The 15,398-nt window shown below is 69.0% G+C and carries 12 protein-coding genes; 6 read left to right on the top strand and 6 right to left on the bottom strand.

All coding sequences use genetic code 11. The annotated features are described in order from the left end of the window. Positions 1-496 precede the first annotated feature (496 nt). A complete protein-coding gene (locus AB0H36_RS15445) occupies positions 497-826 on the bottom strand; it encodes a hypothetical protein (protein WP_360522349.1) in 330 nt (109 codons plus the stop codon). An 800-nt stretch (positions 827-1,626) separates the two neighbouring features. Beyond that, entirely contained in the window at positions 1,627-2,697 is a 1,071-nt protein-coding gene (recA, locus tag AB0H36_RS15450) for a recombinase RecA (protein ID WP_360522352.1), read from the bottom strand. A gap of 248 nt (positions 2,698-2,945) precedes the next feature. On the opposite strand from recA, the gene AB0H36_RS15455 reads away from it, so the two are divergent. The 3 genes from AB0H36_RS15455 to AB0H36_RS15465 all read left to right on the top strand — a co-directional run bounded on the left by AB0H36_RS15455 (position 2,946) and on the right by AB0H36_RS15465 (position 6,594). Then, positions 2,946-3,737 carry a hypothetical protein gene (locus AB0H36_RS15455; protein WP_360522355.1) on the top strand — a complete coding sequence of 264 codons (792 nt, stop codon included), beginning with the start codon at positions 2,946-2,948 and terminating at the stop codon, positions 3,735-3,737. 29 nt (positions 3,738-3,766) lie between these two features. After that, a complete protein-coding gene (locus AB0H36_RS15460; RefSeq protein ID WP_360522358.1) occupies positions 3,767-4,330 on the top strand; it encodes a GrpB family protein in 564 nt (187 codons plus the stop codon). A gap of 146 nt (positions 4,331-4,476) precedes the next feature. Continuing rightward, positions 4,477-6,594: an MMPL family transporter gene (locus AB0H36_RS15465; protein ID WP_360522361.1), complete on the top strand. Its 2,118-nt coding sequence runs from the start codon at positions 4,477-4,479 to the stop codon at positions 6,592-6,594. A 26-nt stretch (positions 6,595-6,620) separates the two neighbouring features. Here the strand turns inward: AB0H36_RS15465 and AB0H36_RS15470 are convergent, their stop codons facing one another. Both AB0H36_RS15470 and AB0H36_RS15475 read right to left on the bottom strand, forming a co-directional pair. After that, a complete protein-coding gene (locus tag AB0H36_RS15470) occupies positions 6,621-6,815 on the bottom strand; it encodes a DUF3046 domain-containing protein (RefSeq protein WP_360522364.1) in 195 nt (64 codons plus the stop codon). After that, positions 6,812-7,963: a hypothetical protein gene (locus AB0H36_RS15475; protein WP_360522367.1), complete on the bottom strand. Its 1,152-nt coding sequence runs from the start codon at positions 7,961-7,963 to the stop codon at positions 6,812-6,814. Before AB0H36_RS15475 ends, AB0H36_RS15470 begins: the two co-directional genes overlap by 4 nt. Positions 7,964-8,097: 134 nt before the next feature. On the opposite strand from AB0H36_RS15475, the gene AB0H36_RS15480 reads away from it, so the two are divergent. The 3 genes from AB0H36_RS15480 to AB0H36_RS15490 all read left to right on the top strand — a co-directional run bounded on the left by AB0H36_RS15480 (position 8,098) and on the right by AB0H36_RS15490 (position 14,068). After that, complete coding sequence (locus AB0H36_RS15480) at positions 8,098-12,687, top strand: ATP-dependent helicase (protein ID WP_360522370.1); 4,590 nt, start codon at positions 8,098-8,100, stop codon at positions 12,685-12,687. 3 nt (positions 12,688-12,690) lie between these two features. Then, complete coding sequence (locus AB0H36_RS15485) at positions 12,691-13,479, top strand: DNA-formamidopyrimidine glycosylase family protein (protein ID WP_360522373.1); 789 nt, start codon at positions 12,691-12,693, stop codon at positions 13,477-13,479. A gap of 127 nt (positions 13,480-13,606) precedes the next feature. Beyond that, the gene (locus AB0H36_RS15490; RefSeq protein WP_360522376.1) at positions 13,607-14,068 is read left to right on the top strand and encodes a DUF4262 domain-containing protein; all 462 of its coding nucleotides are present in this window, start codon (positions 13,607-13,609) and stop codon (positions 14,066-14,068) included. Between the two features lie 245 nt (positions 14,069-14,313). Here AB0H36_RS15490 and AB0H36_RS15495 read toward each other — a convergent pair whose 3' ends face one another. Together AB0H36_RS15495 and AB0H36_RS15500 are read right to left on the bottom strand one after the other, a co-directional pair. After that, the gene (locus tag AB0H36_RS15495; RefSeq protein ID WP_360522379.1) at positions 14,314-14,601 is read right to left on the bottom strand and encodes a helix-turn-helix transcriptional regulator; all 288 of its coding nucleotides are present in this window, start codon (positions 14,599-14,601) and stop codon (positions 14,314-14,316) included. A 163-nt stretch (positions 14,602-14,764) separates the two neighbouring features. Then, on the bottom strand, positions 14,765-15,256 hold the full coding sequence (locus AB0H36_RS15500) for a CinA family protein (RefSeq protein WP_360522382.1): 492 nt from the start codon (positions 15,254-15,256) through the stop codon (positions 14,765-14,767). Between the last annotated feature and the right edge of the window lie 142 nt (positions 15,257-15,398).

The raw sequence follows: 15,398 nt of genomic DNA on the forward strand, positions 1-15,398 counted from the left end.
CGCTTCCGAACCCCACGCCGCTCCCCAGCACCCCCGCCACTCCGACCACGCCCAGCCTCGCCACCCCGACCGTCCGCCCGCTCATCGAGCCCAGCCACAGACCGCTCGGCACCAGGCCCGTCCGCAGACCGTCCTCCGGCCCGACCGCTGCGAGGCACCTCCTCAGCTCGGTCGTCCACCTGCTCAGCAAGCCCAGCACCCCGAGATCGCCCGGCACCACGCCCGTCCCCGGACCGACTTCCGGATCGACCACTGCGAGGCACCTCCCCAGCCCGGTCATCCACCTGCTCCCCGGACCCAGCACCCCCAGAACGTCCGACACCAGCACCGTCCCCAGACCGACCGCCGACCTGACCGCTGCGAGGCATCTCCCCAGCCTCGTCTTCTGCCTGAGCAGCACGTCCTGCGCTTCCAGGGCGGCCGCTATCCCCCGACCTACGACCGGCCCCAGCCTGAGACGAGTTATCCGCCGACGTCGCATTCGCGCGCCCAGACTTCAACTCCGCGCGTACCTCAGCCGCGGCCCGCGTCTGCGCTTGTTGTGCGCGGTCAGGTGCGACGCCGTCCGGCTCCGCCCACGGATCGACGCCCTCCGCCGGCGCCAGTCGGCCCCGGGCGGCACCTGCGATCGACTCCTCATCAGCCGCAAATGCCTTCGCGGCCGCCCGCCGGTCGTCAGCACCCGCATCTCCCCCGACGCCGGTACGGCGACCAGCACCGTCCGACTCGGCCGCATCACCCCAAGGATCCACGGACCCTGCGACGCTCCGGACTCCGCCAGTACGACGCCCGCCACGACCCGACCCAGTCGACTCGTCGTCCGCATCGTCTCCCCACGGGTCCACAGACGCCCCAGCTCGGTCGACCCCGCGAGAACTACGGCCAGTCGACTCCCCGTCGTCGGCCGAATCACCCCAGGGATCCACAGACCCAGCAACTCGCCGAACTCCGCCACCGCGAATAGCCCGCCCCGGCCCAGTCGACTGCACGCCTTCAAGCTCGTCCCAAGGATCCGAGGTCCCGGAGGTCGGTCGAGTCCTCCCGACCCGGCGACCCGAACCGGAGATCTCGTGCGGCACGCCGTCTTCCGCCCAGGGATCGTCGACATTCGCATCCCGCCCGGCGCCGCGGCGTGTGGTTGGGGACGACGCGGTGTCGAGTCTGGCGTCCGCGACAGGCCCTGAGTCAGAGGTGGTGCGGTTGGTGCTGCGTCCGCTCGCACGACCTGACGCGGCGTCGGGTACGGCGGCGTCCTCTGCTGCCTGTGAGTCGGCGGAGGTCCGCGTGTTTCTGCTGGCGCGGTCCGACGGGAACGCGTCGTCGGAGGTGGAGTCGTCTGACCACGGGTCGTCATTGCGGGGGCGTCGCCTGATGCTGCCGATGGGGCGGCGCCGGTTCAAAGGCGACGGTGGATCGAGTGTGGCGTCGCCTGCCGACTGTGGATCCGTGGAGGTGCTGGTCTGACGACGGCGTTGGTCGGGCGCGACGGCGTCAGGAGATGCGCCGGGCCCTTGGGCCAGGAGTGAGCGGGCCAGGGCCAGGCGGTCGGCGTGGGGGAGAGACAGAGCCGCGGGGGCAGCGTCTTCGGCGGGGTGCCGAGGATCGCTGCCGCCCGCGGTGGGTCGATCAGAAGTCGACATCGACCTCGGCGGCGGCCTCGTCGGCCGGCGCGTCCAGAGTCGGGCCGATGCCCATCTTCTCCTTGATCTTCTTCTCCAGCTCGTTGGCCAGGTCGGGGTTGTCGCGCAGGAAGTTCCGCGCGTTCTCCCGGCCCTGGCCGAGCTGGTCGCTCTCGTAGGTGAACCAGGCGCCGGCCTTGCGGACGAAGCCCTGCTCGACGCCGAGGTCCAGCAGGCTGCCCTCACGGCTGATGCCCTGGCCGTAGATGATGTCGAACTCGGCCTGCTTGAACGGCGGGGCGACCTTGTTCTTCACGACCTTCACGCGGGTCCGGTTGCCGACCACGTCGCTGCCGTCCTTGAGCGACTCGATCCGGCGCACGTCCAACCGCACCGACGCGTAGAACTTCAGCGCCCGGCCACCGGTCGTGGTCTCCGGCGAGCCGAACATGACGCCGATCTTCTCGCGCAGCTGGTTGATGAAGATGGCCGTCGTCCCGGTGCCGTTGACCGCACCGGTCATCTTTCGCAGCGCCTGGCTCATCAGCCGGGCCTGCAGACCGACGTGGCTGTCACCCATCTCGCCCTCGATCTCGGCCCGCGGCACCAGCGCGGCCACCGAGTCGATCACGACGATGTCGATCGCGCCGGAGCGGACCAGCATGTCGGCGATCTCCAGCGCCTGCTCACCGGAGTCGGGCTGCGAGACCAGCAGCGCGTCGGTGTCGACGCCCAGCTTCCGCGCGTACTCCGGGTCGAGCGCGTGCTCGGCGTCGATGAAGGCGGCGATACCGCCGGCCCGCTGGGCGTTCGCCACCGCGTGCAGGGCGACCGTCGTCTTACCCGAGGACTCCGGGCCGTAGATCTCCACCACCCGGCCGCGCGGCAGACCGCCGATGCCGAGCGCGATGTCGAGCGCAATGGACCCGGTCGGGATGATCTCGATGGGGGCCTTGCCCTGCTCCCCCAGCCGCATCACCGCGCCCTTGCCACACTGCCGCTCGATCTGCGTCAGCGCGGTCGCCAGCGCCTTCTCACGATCCGTTGCCGCGCGTTCCGCACTCGTTGCACCAGCCATGTGACTGCCACCTGACCCATCTACGTATCGGGGCCGCCGTCCCAGCCGCCCGAAGGATTTCGTTGTCGCCAGAGAAGGTACGGGTTACGTCGGACAGTTTTCGTCGCCACCGGGAATCTGTGGACAAACTCGGCCGCCCAGCACCTTCAGGAGACCAAACTATCCCGAACACGTGTTCGAATCGCAACTGACACGCCGAAGTCGTCCCGGCAACCGTCCTGGACCCGCCGACTCCCTACCCTTGCGGCGTGGCAGACCGTCCAGACATCCCCGACTCCGCCGTCATCCTGGCGCTCAGCAGGGTCGAGTTCGGCATCGACTCGGTGCTCGACTCGCTCCGCACGCAGGACCCGTTCGGCATCCGCAGCGTCCTCACCGACTACTCGGCCCAGGAGCAGCCCAACCTGGCCGAGAAGGGCCTGATCCTGGCGATCGACCGGCTGCTGAAGATGAAGGTGCCGGGTCACGCCGAGTGGCCGACGCTGCCGCTGGCGGAGCGCTGCGACTGGTGGGTGGAGCGGCTCGGCGGATTCGCTGCTGTCGTCGCAGGCCTCCCCCGGATCAGCGGTGCGGCCGCCGATCGCCTGCCGATCAAGGACACGCTCGGCGCCGCCGTACAGGCCATGGTCATCGGCGCAGTCTGCCGCGAGTACGGCGTCGAGGCCCATGCCGACCGTACGGCGATCATCGCCCGCGTACTGACCGACCGGCCGATCACACCGGACGAGGTGCTCAAGTACGACGACCCCACCGCAGCCGGCCAGGATGTGGCCAAGCAACTGGGGCTCGGTGACGAGTCGGAGGAGGCAGGACTGCGCAAGGGCGTGAGACTGGTCTGGCGGATCAGCAAGCTGTTCGGCGGGCTGGGGGACGTGTTCGAGGAGCGTCCGCGCGGCACTCTCGCCGCCAGATTCGTCGGCAAGCTGCCCGCGATCGGAGTGGTCGGCGGCTTCTTCGACGAACGCAAGGCCATCCGCAAGGCGGCGTACGAGGCCGCCGAGCTCCTCATGTCCAGCGCCTTCCGGGTCAAGCCTGTCTGAGCACAGGCAAAGGCTGGGATGATCTCGGCATGACTGGGATCGTCATCGTGAGGGCGGACGAGAGCTGGCCGGCGCAGTACGAGAAGATCGCGCGCGCCGTGAGTGAGTTGCTGGGGGAAGCGGCACAGCGGATCGACCACATCGGATCGACCTCCGTACCTGGGCTGGCGGCGAAGGACGTCCTCGACATGCAGGTGACCGTCGGGACTGAACCGGAGCTGGACGACGTGGCCGAGCGGATGGTCGCGGCCGACTGGGAGCTGCGTCCGCCCAGGCGAGACCACCCGGTGCCCGGCTTGCCCGCCGAGGACCTGCAGTGGGTCAAGCGGCTACTGGTCGAGCCGATGTACCGGCGCCGGGTGAACCTGCACGTCCGGGTCGCCGGTCGAGCCAACCAGCGCTATGCCCTGCTGTTCCGCGACTACCTGCGCAGCCACCCGGAGACGGCAGCGGCGTACGGCGAGTTCAAGCGACGGGCCGCCGCACTGCCCATCGAGTCGACCGCGGACTACGCCGACCTGAAGGACCCGGTCTGCGACCTCATCTACCTACCTGCAGAGGAGTGGGCCGCCCGGACGGGCTGGAAGCCCTGACCGACCGGGCATTGAGACGCAGGGTGAGTGCAGTACTACAGCGTGGTCGTTGACCCTGTCCGGTGCAGCCAGCAGGCTGGATCGGGGGGTGCGTCGTGGACAGTCCGGCGTGCGGGCGGGCGTCCCCTTTAGGGGGCGTGGTTGTGGTGGGCGGAGCAGGACGGCTGGCGGCATTGCCGTGCGGCAAGGTGTCCAAGTGGATCGTGCTGGCGCTGTGGCTCGTTGCCATTGCGGCGTCATTCGGTCCGGCGGGCAAGCTGACCGGTGCGCAGGAGAACGATGCCGTGTCCTGGCTGCCGGGAAAGGCCGAGTCCACCGAAGTTCTCAAAGCGACTGAGCAGTTCTCCTCGCCTGACGAGATCCCAGCAGTGCTCGTCTACGAGCGGTCGTCCGGCATCACCCCTGCTGACCAGCAGGCGGTCGCACAGCATGTGACGCGGTTCGCGGAGTTGCCGGACATCGACCGTGAGGTGATCGGGCCGATCCCGTCGGAGGACGGCAAGGCACTGCAGGTACTCGTGCCGATCAACGCCGGCTCCGGTGGCTGGGAGACAATCGGCGAACGCGCAGACGACCTCAGGCGCGTCGCAGCCGATCGCCCCGAGGGCATGTCCTTCCACGTGACAGGTCCGGGCGGCTTCGCTGCCGACTCGCAGGAGGCCTTTGCCGGCATCGATGGCAAGCTCCTGTACTCCGCTGCCGCCGTAGTGATCGTCATCCTCCTGCTGACCTACCGCAGTCCGGTGCTCTGGTTGCTGCCGCTGTTCTCAGCCGGAGCAGCCCTGTTCGCCGCGCAGGCGGTCGTCTACTACCTCGCCACCGAGGCAGACCTCACCGTCAACGCCCAGAGCGCCGGCATCCTGACAGTGCTCGTGTTCGGCGCTGGGACAGACTATGCCCTGCTCCTGGTGGCTCGATATCGCGAAGAACTCAGGAGACATGAGGATCGGCACGAGGCGATGGCGTTCGCGCTGCACCGGTGCGGCCCGGCGATCGTGGCCTCTGGGTCGACTGTCGTGGCCGGCATGCTCTGCCTGCTTCTTGCCTCGATGAACTCGACACGTGGCCTCGGACCGGTCGCAGCGGTCGGCATCGTCGTTGCTCTGGCCGCCATGCTGACCTTGCTGCCCGCACTACTCGTCATCTGCGGTCGCTGGGTGTTCTGGCCGCTGAAGCCGACGTACGGCTCCGCAGACCACACCGAGACGAGCGTGTGGGGTCGCATCGGCCGACGGATCGCCGTACGCCCGCGTCTGACGTGGGTCACGACGACGCTCGTACTGGCCGTCGCTTCACTCGGCATGCTGCGCCTGGACGCGAACGGCCTCAGCAACGCAGAGTCCTTCGTCGGTACGCCGGAGTCAGTGGTCGGCGAGAAGGTCCTGGCCGCCCACTTCCCGGCCGGCGCGGGCAATCCACTCGTCGTGGTGAGCAACGCGGAGAGCGCGACAGAGGTCCGTACGGCGATGGAGTCGACGGAAGGTATCGCCGCGGTGACGGAGCCCCGAGTCGCGGGCGGACTGGCCTATCTCGAGGGCACCCTGACAGACGCGGCCGACACGCAGGCCGCGAAGGACACCGTGGACCGAGTCCGAGAAGCAGTCCACGCATTGCCGGGAGCGGACGCGCTGGCCGGTGGCGGGACCGCGATCCTGCTGGACACCCAGCGAGCCGCGGACCGGGACAACAGGGTGATCATCCCGGTCGTGCTGGCGGTCGTGCTGCTGATCCTCATGTTGTTGCTGCGCTCGTTGCTCGCACCGGTGCTGCTCGTGGCGACCGTGGTGCTGTCCTTCGGCGCTGCGCTCGGCATCAGTGCGCTGGTGTTCGACCAGGTGCTCGGGTTCGGCGGCGCGGACGTGTCGTTGCCGCTGTTCGTCTTCGTCTTCCTGGTTGCCTTGGGCATCGACTACAACATCTTCCTGATGACCCGTGTGCACGAGGAGTCGAAGATCCACGGCACTCGGCGCGGCGCGCTGATCGGCGTCGCCGCGACCGGTGGCGTCATCACCTCGGCCGGCCTCGTGCTGGCCGGGACGTTCGCGGTGCTGGCCACGCTGCCGGTGGTGGCGTTCGCGGAGATCGGCATCGCGGTGGCGCTCGGTGTCCTGCTGGACACCATCGTCGTTCGCTCGGTGCTGGTGACCGCGCTCAACCTCGACATCGGCCGGCACCTGTGGTGGCCGAGCAAGCTGGCGAAGAAGCGTGACCCGGAGCCGACCGACGACCTCGCAGAGCCGGAGCCTGAGCTGACGGCCACCTGAGGGCGGCGCTGACGGCCCGCCGGCCGTCAGCGCTCGCTGGGTGGGAGTTGCAGGTGGGCCCAGACGGCCCGCCAGACGGTCTTGGCGTGCTCACCGTCGGCCAGGGCCTCGACGACCGTACGGCCGCCGAGCTCCCGAACGACCTGGGTCTCGGCCCAGGTCCGTGCATAGGCGGGACCGAGATGCTCGTCCATCCGCGCCCAGAACTCCGTCAGTCTCATGCCTGCCCGTCGTCGTCCTTCGGTGGCTGTCCCCAACTGCCCTGTGAACCGCCCTGCGGTCCAGGCTGGCCTTGCGCCGGAGGACGGCCTTGCTGGTCCTGCCCCCAACCGTCCTGCTGCTGGCCTGGCTGCTGTCCCCAGCCACCTTGACCCCGCTGAGGCGGCTGGGCCGGCGGACCCCACTGTCCCTGCCCAGGCTGGCCCTGCTGCGGCTGAGGCTGTCCAGGGTACTGCGGCTGACCAGGCTGACCCGGGTACGGCGCCGGACCCGGCTGACCGCCCGGACCCGGCTGGCCCTGACCCGGCTGTCCGCCGTACGGGCCGGGTTGGCCGCCGTACTGCCCGGGCTGTGCGTACTGACCGCCCGGACCGGACTGCGCGTAGCCCTGCTGCTGGCCGTAGCCCGGCTGTCCCGGGTACTGCCCAGGCTGGCCGCCGTACTGCGGCCCCCACTGGCCCTGCTGCGGCTGCCCCGGGTACTGCCCGTACTGCCCATATCCCTGCTGCGCCTTGGCCTTGCGGCTGCGAAGCACGAAGAAGACGGCCGCACCGACGACCAGCAACAGCAGCACGACGATGAGGATGATTGCCCACAGCGGGAAGCTGCTGCCCGCCTCAGAGGTCAGCGACACGTTCCCGAGCTTGTCGAGGCTGTCGTACGTCGCTGTCCGGCCGTCGATCTGGGCGCCGTCGTCGTGCTCGAGGATCTTGCCGGGCATGGTGATCTTGAAGTTCACAGTCGGCTGGCTCCCGGACGGCACGTTGTTGCCCAGGTTGTCCGCCTTCACGGTCACGATGACCTTGTCGCCGTCCTTGCGGAAGCTGACGCCTTCACCGCTCGAACTGCCCATCTTGTCGAACGGCACGCTCTCGAAGGTGCAGTTGGAACCGACGTACTGGTCGTCCTCGAACGCCTTGCAGGTGACCCCGTCAGTCGTGGTCTCCTTGATCCCGTTCTCGATCTGCCCGCGGACCTTGTCGAGCGACTGGCCGCTGGCCTCCAGCAGCTGAATGTCGACGCCGATCTGCATGTTGCCCGAGACGGTCTCGTTCGAGCCGACCTTGAGGTCGGCGTCGAGTTTCACGCATCCGGTCAACGCGACCAGGCAGGCCACGAGGACGAACGCTGCACGTACGCGGTTCATCATGCCGTCGATCATTCCAGAAGAACGGGACAACGCCGTCACCGGACGTGAACTGCCTGGTCAGAGGCAGAAACGCGGAAACTGCCAGACCGGGGCGGTGGGGCGGGGACGGAAAACTGTCCGAGGGACCCGGCAAGATGGGCGACGTGAAGAAAACCAGCGCGTTGAGCCGGTTCTCGCCCGCGACCCGGGCGTGGTTCGGCGACGTCTTCGAGGCGGCCACCCCGGCCCAGCTCGAGGCGTGGGACGCCATCACCGCGGGCCGGGATGCGCTGGTGGTCGCCCCGACGGGTTCGGGCAAGACGCTGGCGGCGTTCCTCTGGGCACTCGACCGGCTGGCCAGTACTCCGCCGCCGGACGATCCGAAGCTGCGTTGCCGGGTGCTGTACGTGTCTCCATTGAAGGCGCTCGCGGTCGACGTGGAGCGCAACCTGCGGGCGCCCCTGATCGGGATCCGCGAGACCGCGCGGCGGCTCGGCGAGGCGCCGATCGACATCGAGGTCGCGGTCAGATCGGGCGATACGCCGGCCGGCGAGCGACGACGGTTCGCGACCCGGCCGTCCGACGTACTGATCACCACCCCGGAGTCGCTGTTCCTCTTGCTGACCTCGCAGGGCCGCGAAGCACTGCGCGGTGTCGAGACAGTGATCGTCGACGAGGTGCACGCGGTCGCCGGGACCAAGCGTGGCGCGCACCTGTCCCTGACGCTGGAGCGGCTGGACTCCTTGCTGCCGAAGCCGGCCCAGCGGATCGGGTTGTCGGCGACCGTTCGGCCGGTCGAGGAGGTGGCGCGTTTCCTCGGTGGCGAGCGGCCGGTGACCGTGGTGCAGCCGAAGTTCACCAAGCAGTGGGACCTGAGCGTCGTCGTGCCGGTCGAGGACATGGCCGAGCTGGCGAGCACCGAGATCGAGACCTCCGGCTCGGCCGCCGGTGCGCCGCAGCACGCGTCGATCTGGCCACATGTCGAAGAGCATGTCTTCGACCTCATCTCGCAGCACAAGTCCACGATCGTCTTCTCCAACTCGCGCCGGCTGGCCGAGCGGCTCACCGCGCGGCTGAACGAGATCGCCGCCGAGCGTGCGGAGCTGGAGCTGCCCGAGGCTGGTTCACCGGCTCAGCTGATGGCGCAGTCAGGTGCGTCGCTGGCAGCGCCGCCGTTGATCGCGCGGGCTCACCACGGCTCGGTCAGCAAGGAGCAGCGGCTGCTGATCGAGGCGGATCTGAAGTCGGGGCGGCTGCCGTGCGTGGTGGCGACGAGCAGCCTCGAGCTCGGCATCGACATGGGCGCCGTCGACCTCGTCGTACAGGTGGAGGCGCCGCCATCCGTCGCCAGCGGTCTGCAGCGGGTCGGGCGTGCAGGTCACCAGGTCGGCGCTGTGTCGCGTGGCGTGTTGTTCCCCAAGTTCCGTGGCGACTTGATCGACACGGCGGTCGTCGTGCAGCGCATGCGCGACGGGCTGATCGAGAGCCTCCACATCCCGGCCAATCCGCTCGACGTGCTGGCTCAGCAGATCGTGTCGATCGTGGCGCTGGACACGGTCGACGTGGACGAGCTCTTCGCTCTGGTGCGGCGGTGCGCGCCGTTCGCGACGCTGCCACGATCGGCGTACGACGGGGTGCTCGACATGCTCTCGGGTCGCTACCCGTCGGACGAGTTCGCCGAGCTGCGGCCACGGATCGTGTTCGACCGGGTGAGCGGGGAGATCTCCGGGCGGCCGGGAGCGCAGCGGCTCGCGGTGACGAGCGGTGGCACGATCCCGGACCGCGGGTTGTTCGGTGTCTTCCTGGTCGGCGAGTCGACGAACCATCGTGTCGGTGAGCTCGACGAGGAGATGGTGTACGAGTCGCGGGTCGGCGACGTCTTCACGCTGGGCGCGTCGAGCTGGCGGATCGAGGACATCACCCACGACCGCGTGCTGGTCTCCCCCGCGCCTGGTCAGCCGGGGCGGCTGCCGTTCTGGAAGGGCGATGCGGTCGGCCGGCCGGCCGAGCTGGGTGCGGCGACAGGTGCCTTTGTGCGGAAGATGGCTTCGCTGCCGGCGGCCAAGGCCGTCGAGCGCGCACGCGCCGCCGGGCTCGACGAGTACGCAGCGAACAACCTGGTGTCGTATCTGGCTGAGCAACGAGATGCGACCAGTCGGGTGCCGGACGACGTGACCGTCCTGGTCGAGCGGTTCCGCGACGAGCTCGGCGACTGGCGAGTCTGCGTGCATTCGCCGTACGGCGGCCAAGTGCACGGACCGTGGGCGCTGGCGATCGCGGCGCGGCTGCGCGAGCGGTACGGGATGGACGCGCAGTCGGTGTCGGGTGACGACGGCATCGTGCTGCGGCTGCCGGAGACGGATGAGGCGCCGCCGGGTGCTGAGCTGGTGCTGTTCGATCCGGCTGAGATCGAGGACCTGATCACCGCGGAAGTCGGTGGGTCGGCGCTGTTCGCCTCGCGGTTCCGTGAATGTGCAGCGCGGGCGTTGCTGCTGCCGCGGCGGAATCCGGGTCGGCGATCGCCATTGTGGCAGCAGCGGCAGCGGTCGGCGCAGCTGCTCAGCGTGGCCAGTAAGTACGGCTCGTTCCCGATCGTGCTCGAGACTCTGCGTGAGGTGCTGCAGGACGTCTACGACTTGCCCGCGCTCAAGGATCTGCTGACCGGGATCGGCGAGCGGCGGATCTCGGTGGTCGAGGTCGAGACCCCGGAGGCTTCGCCGTTTGCGAAGTCCTTGCTCTTCGGCTACGTCGGCGCGTTCATGTACGAGGGCGATACGCCGCTGGCTGAGAAGCGTGCGGCTGCTCTTGCGCTGGACCAGAGCCTGCTCGCGGAGCTGCTCGGCCGGACGGAACTGCGCGAGCTTCTCGACGCCGAGGTCGTGCTGCGGACCGAGGCCGAGCTGCAACGGCTCGCCGAGGATCGCCGGGCGCGTAATGCCGAGGGATTGTTCGACGTGCTGCGGATGATCGGTCCGCTCTCGCTGTCCGAGGCATCCCAGCGGTGTGTGGACGACGCGGATGCCGAGACGTGGTTGACGGAGCTGGCGGCGGCTCGACGGGTCGTGCGGGTGCGGATCGCCGGCGAGCATCGGTGGGCTGTCGTTGAGGATGTGGCTCGACTCCGCGACGCGCTCGGCGTACCTCTTCCGCCGGGGATCGCGGAGGCACATGCCGAGCCGGTCGCCGATCCGCTCGGGGATCTTGTGTCGCGGTATGCGCGGACGCACGGGCCGTTCCGTGCGGTCGATCTCGCGACGAACTTGGGCATTGGCGTGGCGGTGGTGACGGATGCGCTGCGGCGGTTGGGTGCGGCCGGCCGGGTCGTCGAGGGCGAGTTCCTGCCGGGTGGCATTGCGCTGGAGTGGTGCGACGGCGAGGTGCTCCGGTTGCTGCGACGCAGGTCGCTGGCCGCGCTGCGCAAGGAGGTCGAGCCTGTCGATCCGTCGGCGCTCGCGCGGTTCCTGCCGGCTTGGCAAGGCATCACCAGCAGCCGCGGCCGTGGGTACGACGTGCTGCTCGGAGCGGTCGAGCAGTTGGCCGGCTGTGCGGTGCCGGCTTCGGCGCTCGAGTCGATCGTGCTGCCGTCGCGGGTGCCCGGGTACCAGCCGTCGATGCTGGACGAGTTGACCGCGACCGGTGAGGTCGTGTGGGCGGGTTCGGGTTCGTTGCCGGGGACGGACGGCTGGGTGTCGTTGCATCTCGCGGACAACTGCGACCTGACGTTGCCCGATCCCGATCCGGCGTTCGAGATCGGTGAGACACATCAGGCAGTGCTCGACGCGTTGTCGGGCGGGGGTGCGTTCTTCTTCCGCCAGTTGAGCGATGTCGTCGGGGCGGCCGCCGGTGTGGTGGACGACGAGACCCTGGTCGGCGTGCTGTGGGATCTGGTGTGGGCGGGTCAGCTGACCAACGACACACTCGCACCCGTCCGGTCACTTGTCGGCGGTGGACGCGGCGCTCATCGAGCCCGCCGTACGACGCCTCGCGCTCGGCCTGGACGCCTGCCGCGGCCGGGGCGCCCGGCGATGCCGGCCCGTAGCGGACCGCCGACGGCGGGTGGACGGTGGTCGTTGCTTCCGGCCCGGAATCCGGACGCGACCCGGCGGGCTCATGCGGCGGCCGAGACACTGCTCGACCGGTACGGGATCGTCACCCGCGGGTCGGTGATCACCGAACGGACTCCCGGTGGGTTTGCGGCCGTCTACAAGGTGCTGAGCGCATTCGAGGAGTCAGGCCGGTGCCGGCGCGGGTACTTCGTGGCGGGGCTGGGGGCGGCCCAGTTCGCGTTGCCGGGCGCGGTCGATCGGTTGCGAGCAATGGCTGAGTTGCCTGGGTCGACAGGTTCGGCTCGCGGTCGACGCGATGAGGAGCCGGCTGCGCGGGCCGTCGTACTCGCTGCTTCCGATCCGGCGAACCCGTACGGCGCCGCGCTGCCGTGGCCCGAGCGGGAGAACGCCGGCGGGCATCGGCCTGGGCGAAAGGCCGGAGCGCTCGTCATGCTCGTCGACGGCCAACTGATCGTGTACGTCGAACGCGGCGGGCGGACCGTGCTCAGCTTCACCGAGGACCCAGATCTGCTGCAGCCTGCCGTCGATGCGCTCGCCCTGGCGATCAGGGACGGGCAGCTCGGCAAGCTCAGTGTCGAGACGGCGGATGGTGAGCAGGTCCGGCATACGGCATTCGGTGATGCGCTGGCGAAGGCGGGCTTCCACGCGACGCCGCGGGGATTGCGATTGCGAGCCTGAGTCATGCCTGAGGGCGACACCGTCTGGCGAGCGTGCAAGCGGCTCGACCAGGCCCTGGGTGGGCAGGAGCTGATCCGGACCGACTTTCGCGTGCCCGCCTTGGCCACGACTGATCTCAGCGGTCAGACGGTGCTGGAGGTCGTTGCACGTGGCAAGCATCTGCTGATGCGGGTGTCCGGTGGGGTGACCGTGCACAGTCACTTCCGGATGGACGGGAGTTGGCATCTGTACCGGCCGGGCGAGCGCTGGCGCGGTGGGCCGGACCATCAGGTGCGCGCGGTGCTGGAGACGTCGTCCTGGATCGCCGTCGGCTACCGCCTGCCGGTGCTCGAGTTGGTGGCGACCGACGACGAGGCGAGCGTGGTCGGTCATCTCGGGCCGGATCTGCTGTCGCCGACGTTCGACCGCGAGCAGGCGATCGCCAACGTCCAGGCCGATCCGGAACGGACGATCAGCGAGGCATTGCTCGACCAGCGCAACCTCGCCGGCATCGGCAACTTCTATCGCACCGAGGTGTGCTTCCTGCTCGGCCTCCATCCTTGGCGTCCGGTCGCATCAGTCGATGTCGCGGCTGCCGTCGACCTCAGTCGCCGCCTGATGAAGGCCAACCTCCGCAACGGAGCCCAGGTCAGCACCGGCATCGACCGTCCCGGCCAGCGCACCTGGGTCTTCGAGCGCGGCAACAAGTCCTGCCGCCGCTGCGGCACCAAGATCGAGACCGCCTCCATCGGCACTCCCCCACGCGACCGAGTCACCTACTGGTGCCCCACTTGCCAACCTGAGCACCTCTAGCCTGGGATCGCCCAACCCAGGATCGGGTGGCCCCGGGAAATGGCCTGTGGACAGCCGCTGTGACGGGTCCGAACACCGGTATCTTCTCCGATGCATCGAACATCTGTTCGAATGAGAGGAGAGGGTTATGTGCGACGCATGCGGTGGAAAGACCGACGAGGAGATCGCGCGCCGGCTGGAGCAGAACATCCGGACCTATGGCTGGACGATGCAGTTCATCGAGGGTGACGGCGTCCGCAACCCAGCCTTCGGCTACACGCTGGGCCTGAGCCTCTACGACCACCCGGAGATCATTGTCTTCGATCCCGATCCGGCCTTCATCCACCTCGGCCTCAAGCCGCTGGTGTGGGCGGTGCAGACCGGCGAGGAGTTCGACGAGGGCGACGACCTCTCGGCGTACTTCCCACCTCCCGAGCAGGCCGCGTTGCTGCGTTTCCCGGACTCGGCGACTCATCTGTTCACGGCGAACACCATGTTCCGCCGGCCTGGGGAAGGCCCGATCCCGGCCCTGCAACTGATCTGGCCGACCCGGAACAGCCTCATCCAGGCTGCCCTGACGACCCAGACACGCCGGGACGCCGACCGATGACCGACCGCGAGTGCGTCCGGGTTGAACTGGAAGCTCGTACGGATACCTGCAGGCCGACCGATGTCGGTCACAAGCTCACAAGTGCCTGCCCAGGTGCACCGCACGACAAACGCTGCCCCATTTGCTGCAGATCAGGTCTACGACACCTTCAGCGACTGCCAGTAATGCAGGCATTGCGGCGCGCCGGGACAGCGCCGACATTTGGTTCGGCCGAATCGCGCCGGCCTGTGGGACCGGCTGTGCGATCAGGCGGCGGAAGCGACCTCGGGCTCGATGGTCGGGTGGGCCAGGACCAGGGCCTCTTCACGGGCCAGGTCCTCGCTGACCTCGGCGAAGACGGTCGACAGCGGGACGTCGAGCGCCATGCAGATCGCCGCCAGCAGCTCGCTGGAGGCCTCCTTCTGGCCGCGCTCGACCTCGGACAGGTAGCCCAGACTCACCCGGGCATCGGCGGATACCTCGCGGAGGGTGCGCCCCTGGCGCAGCCGCTTACGCCGCAGGACGTCGCCCAGCAGGCCACGAACCAGCACCATGAGGTTTCTCCCTTCCGCCTGTCCGGTCGTCTCTACTCGCACGGTAGCTCGACCGTAGGAACCAACGGTACCCGTTGCTGGGTCACTACTCCTCGCAATGTCCAGCTTCGGTGCGCCGTGCCAGTCTGCCCTACCTGTCCCCATGCTGGTCTCAACACGCCGGTCAGTCGAGTTCTTCCGCCACCACAGCCACGGCCAGTTCCAGCACCGCTTGCACACTCCCCCTGCGGATGGCTGTCCGATCCCCGCTCAGCTCTAGCTTGCGCACTTCAACCGCGTCTGGTCCAGCGGCTGCGACATAAACAGTTCCAGCCTCAACCCCCGCCTGCGGGTCCGGGCCGGCCACGCCGGTCGTGGCGAGCCCATAAGTGGCGCCCAGTCGCTCCCGTACGCCCGTAGCCAGTGCTGCAGCCGTGTCCGGGTGCACCGGCCCGACAGCGGCCAGCAGGTCGTCAGGAACGCCCGCGAGCTTGGCCTTCAGGTCAGTGGCGTACACGATCACGCCACCGCGGTACACAGCCGACACCCCAGGTACGTCGGTCAGCGCTGCCCCCACCAGCCCACCAGTCAGCGACTCCGCCGTGGCCACAGTCTCCCCGCGACTCTTGAGCAGCCCGACCAACCGCCCCAGAACCGCTTCCAGCCCCTCAGACACCCACACACCTCCGAAAGCCGATCACCATGCGCACCACCAACCACGGCACCAACCAACAACACTCTCCCCGAGCCGCACCAGCCCCCAACACCCACGCGCCGAACGCACCCGCGCCCGGACACCTACGGCCGGACCCCACAGC

It is taken from the genome of Kribbella sp. NPDC050820 (genome assembly GCF_040653975.1).
Classification (GTDB): domain Bacteria; phylum Actinomycetota; class Actinomycetes; order Propionibacteriales; family Kribbellaceae; genus Kribbella.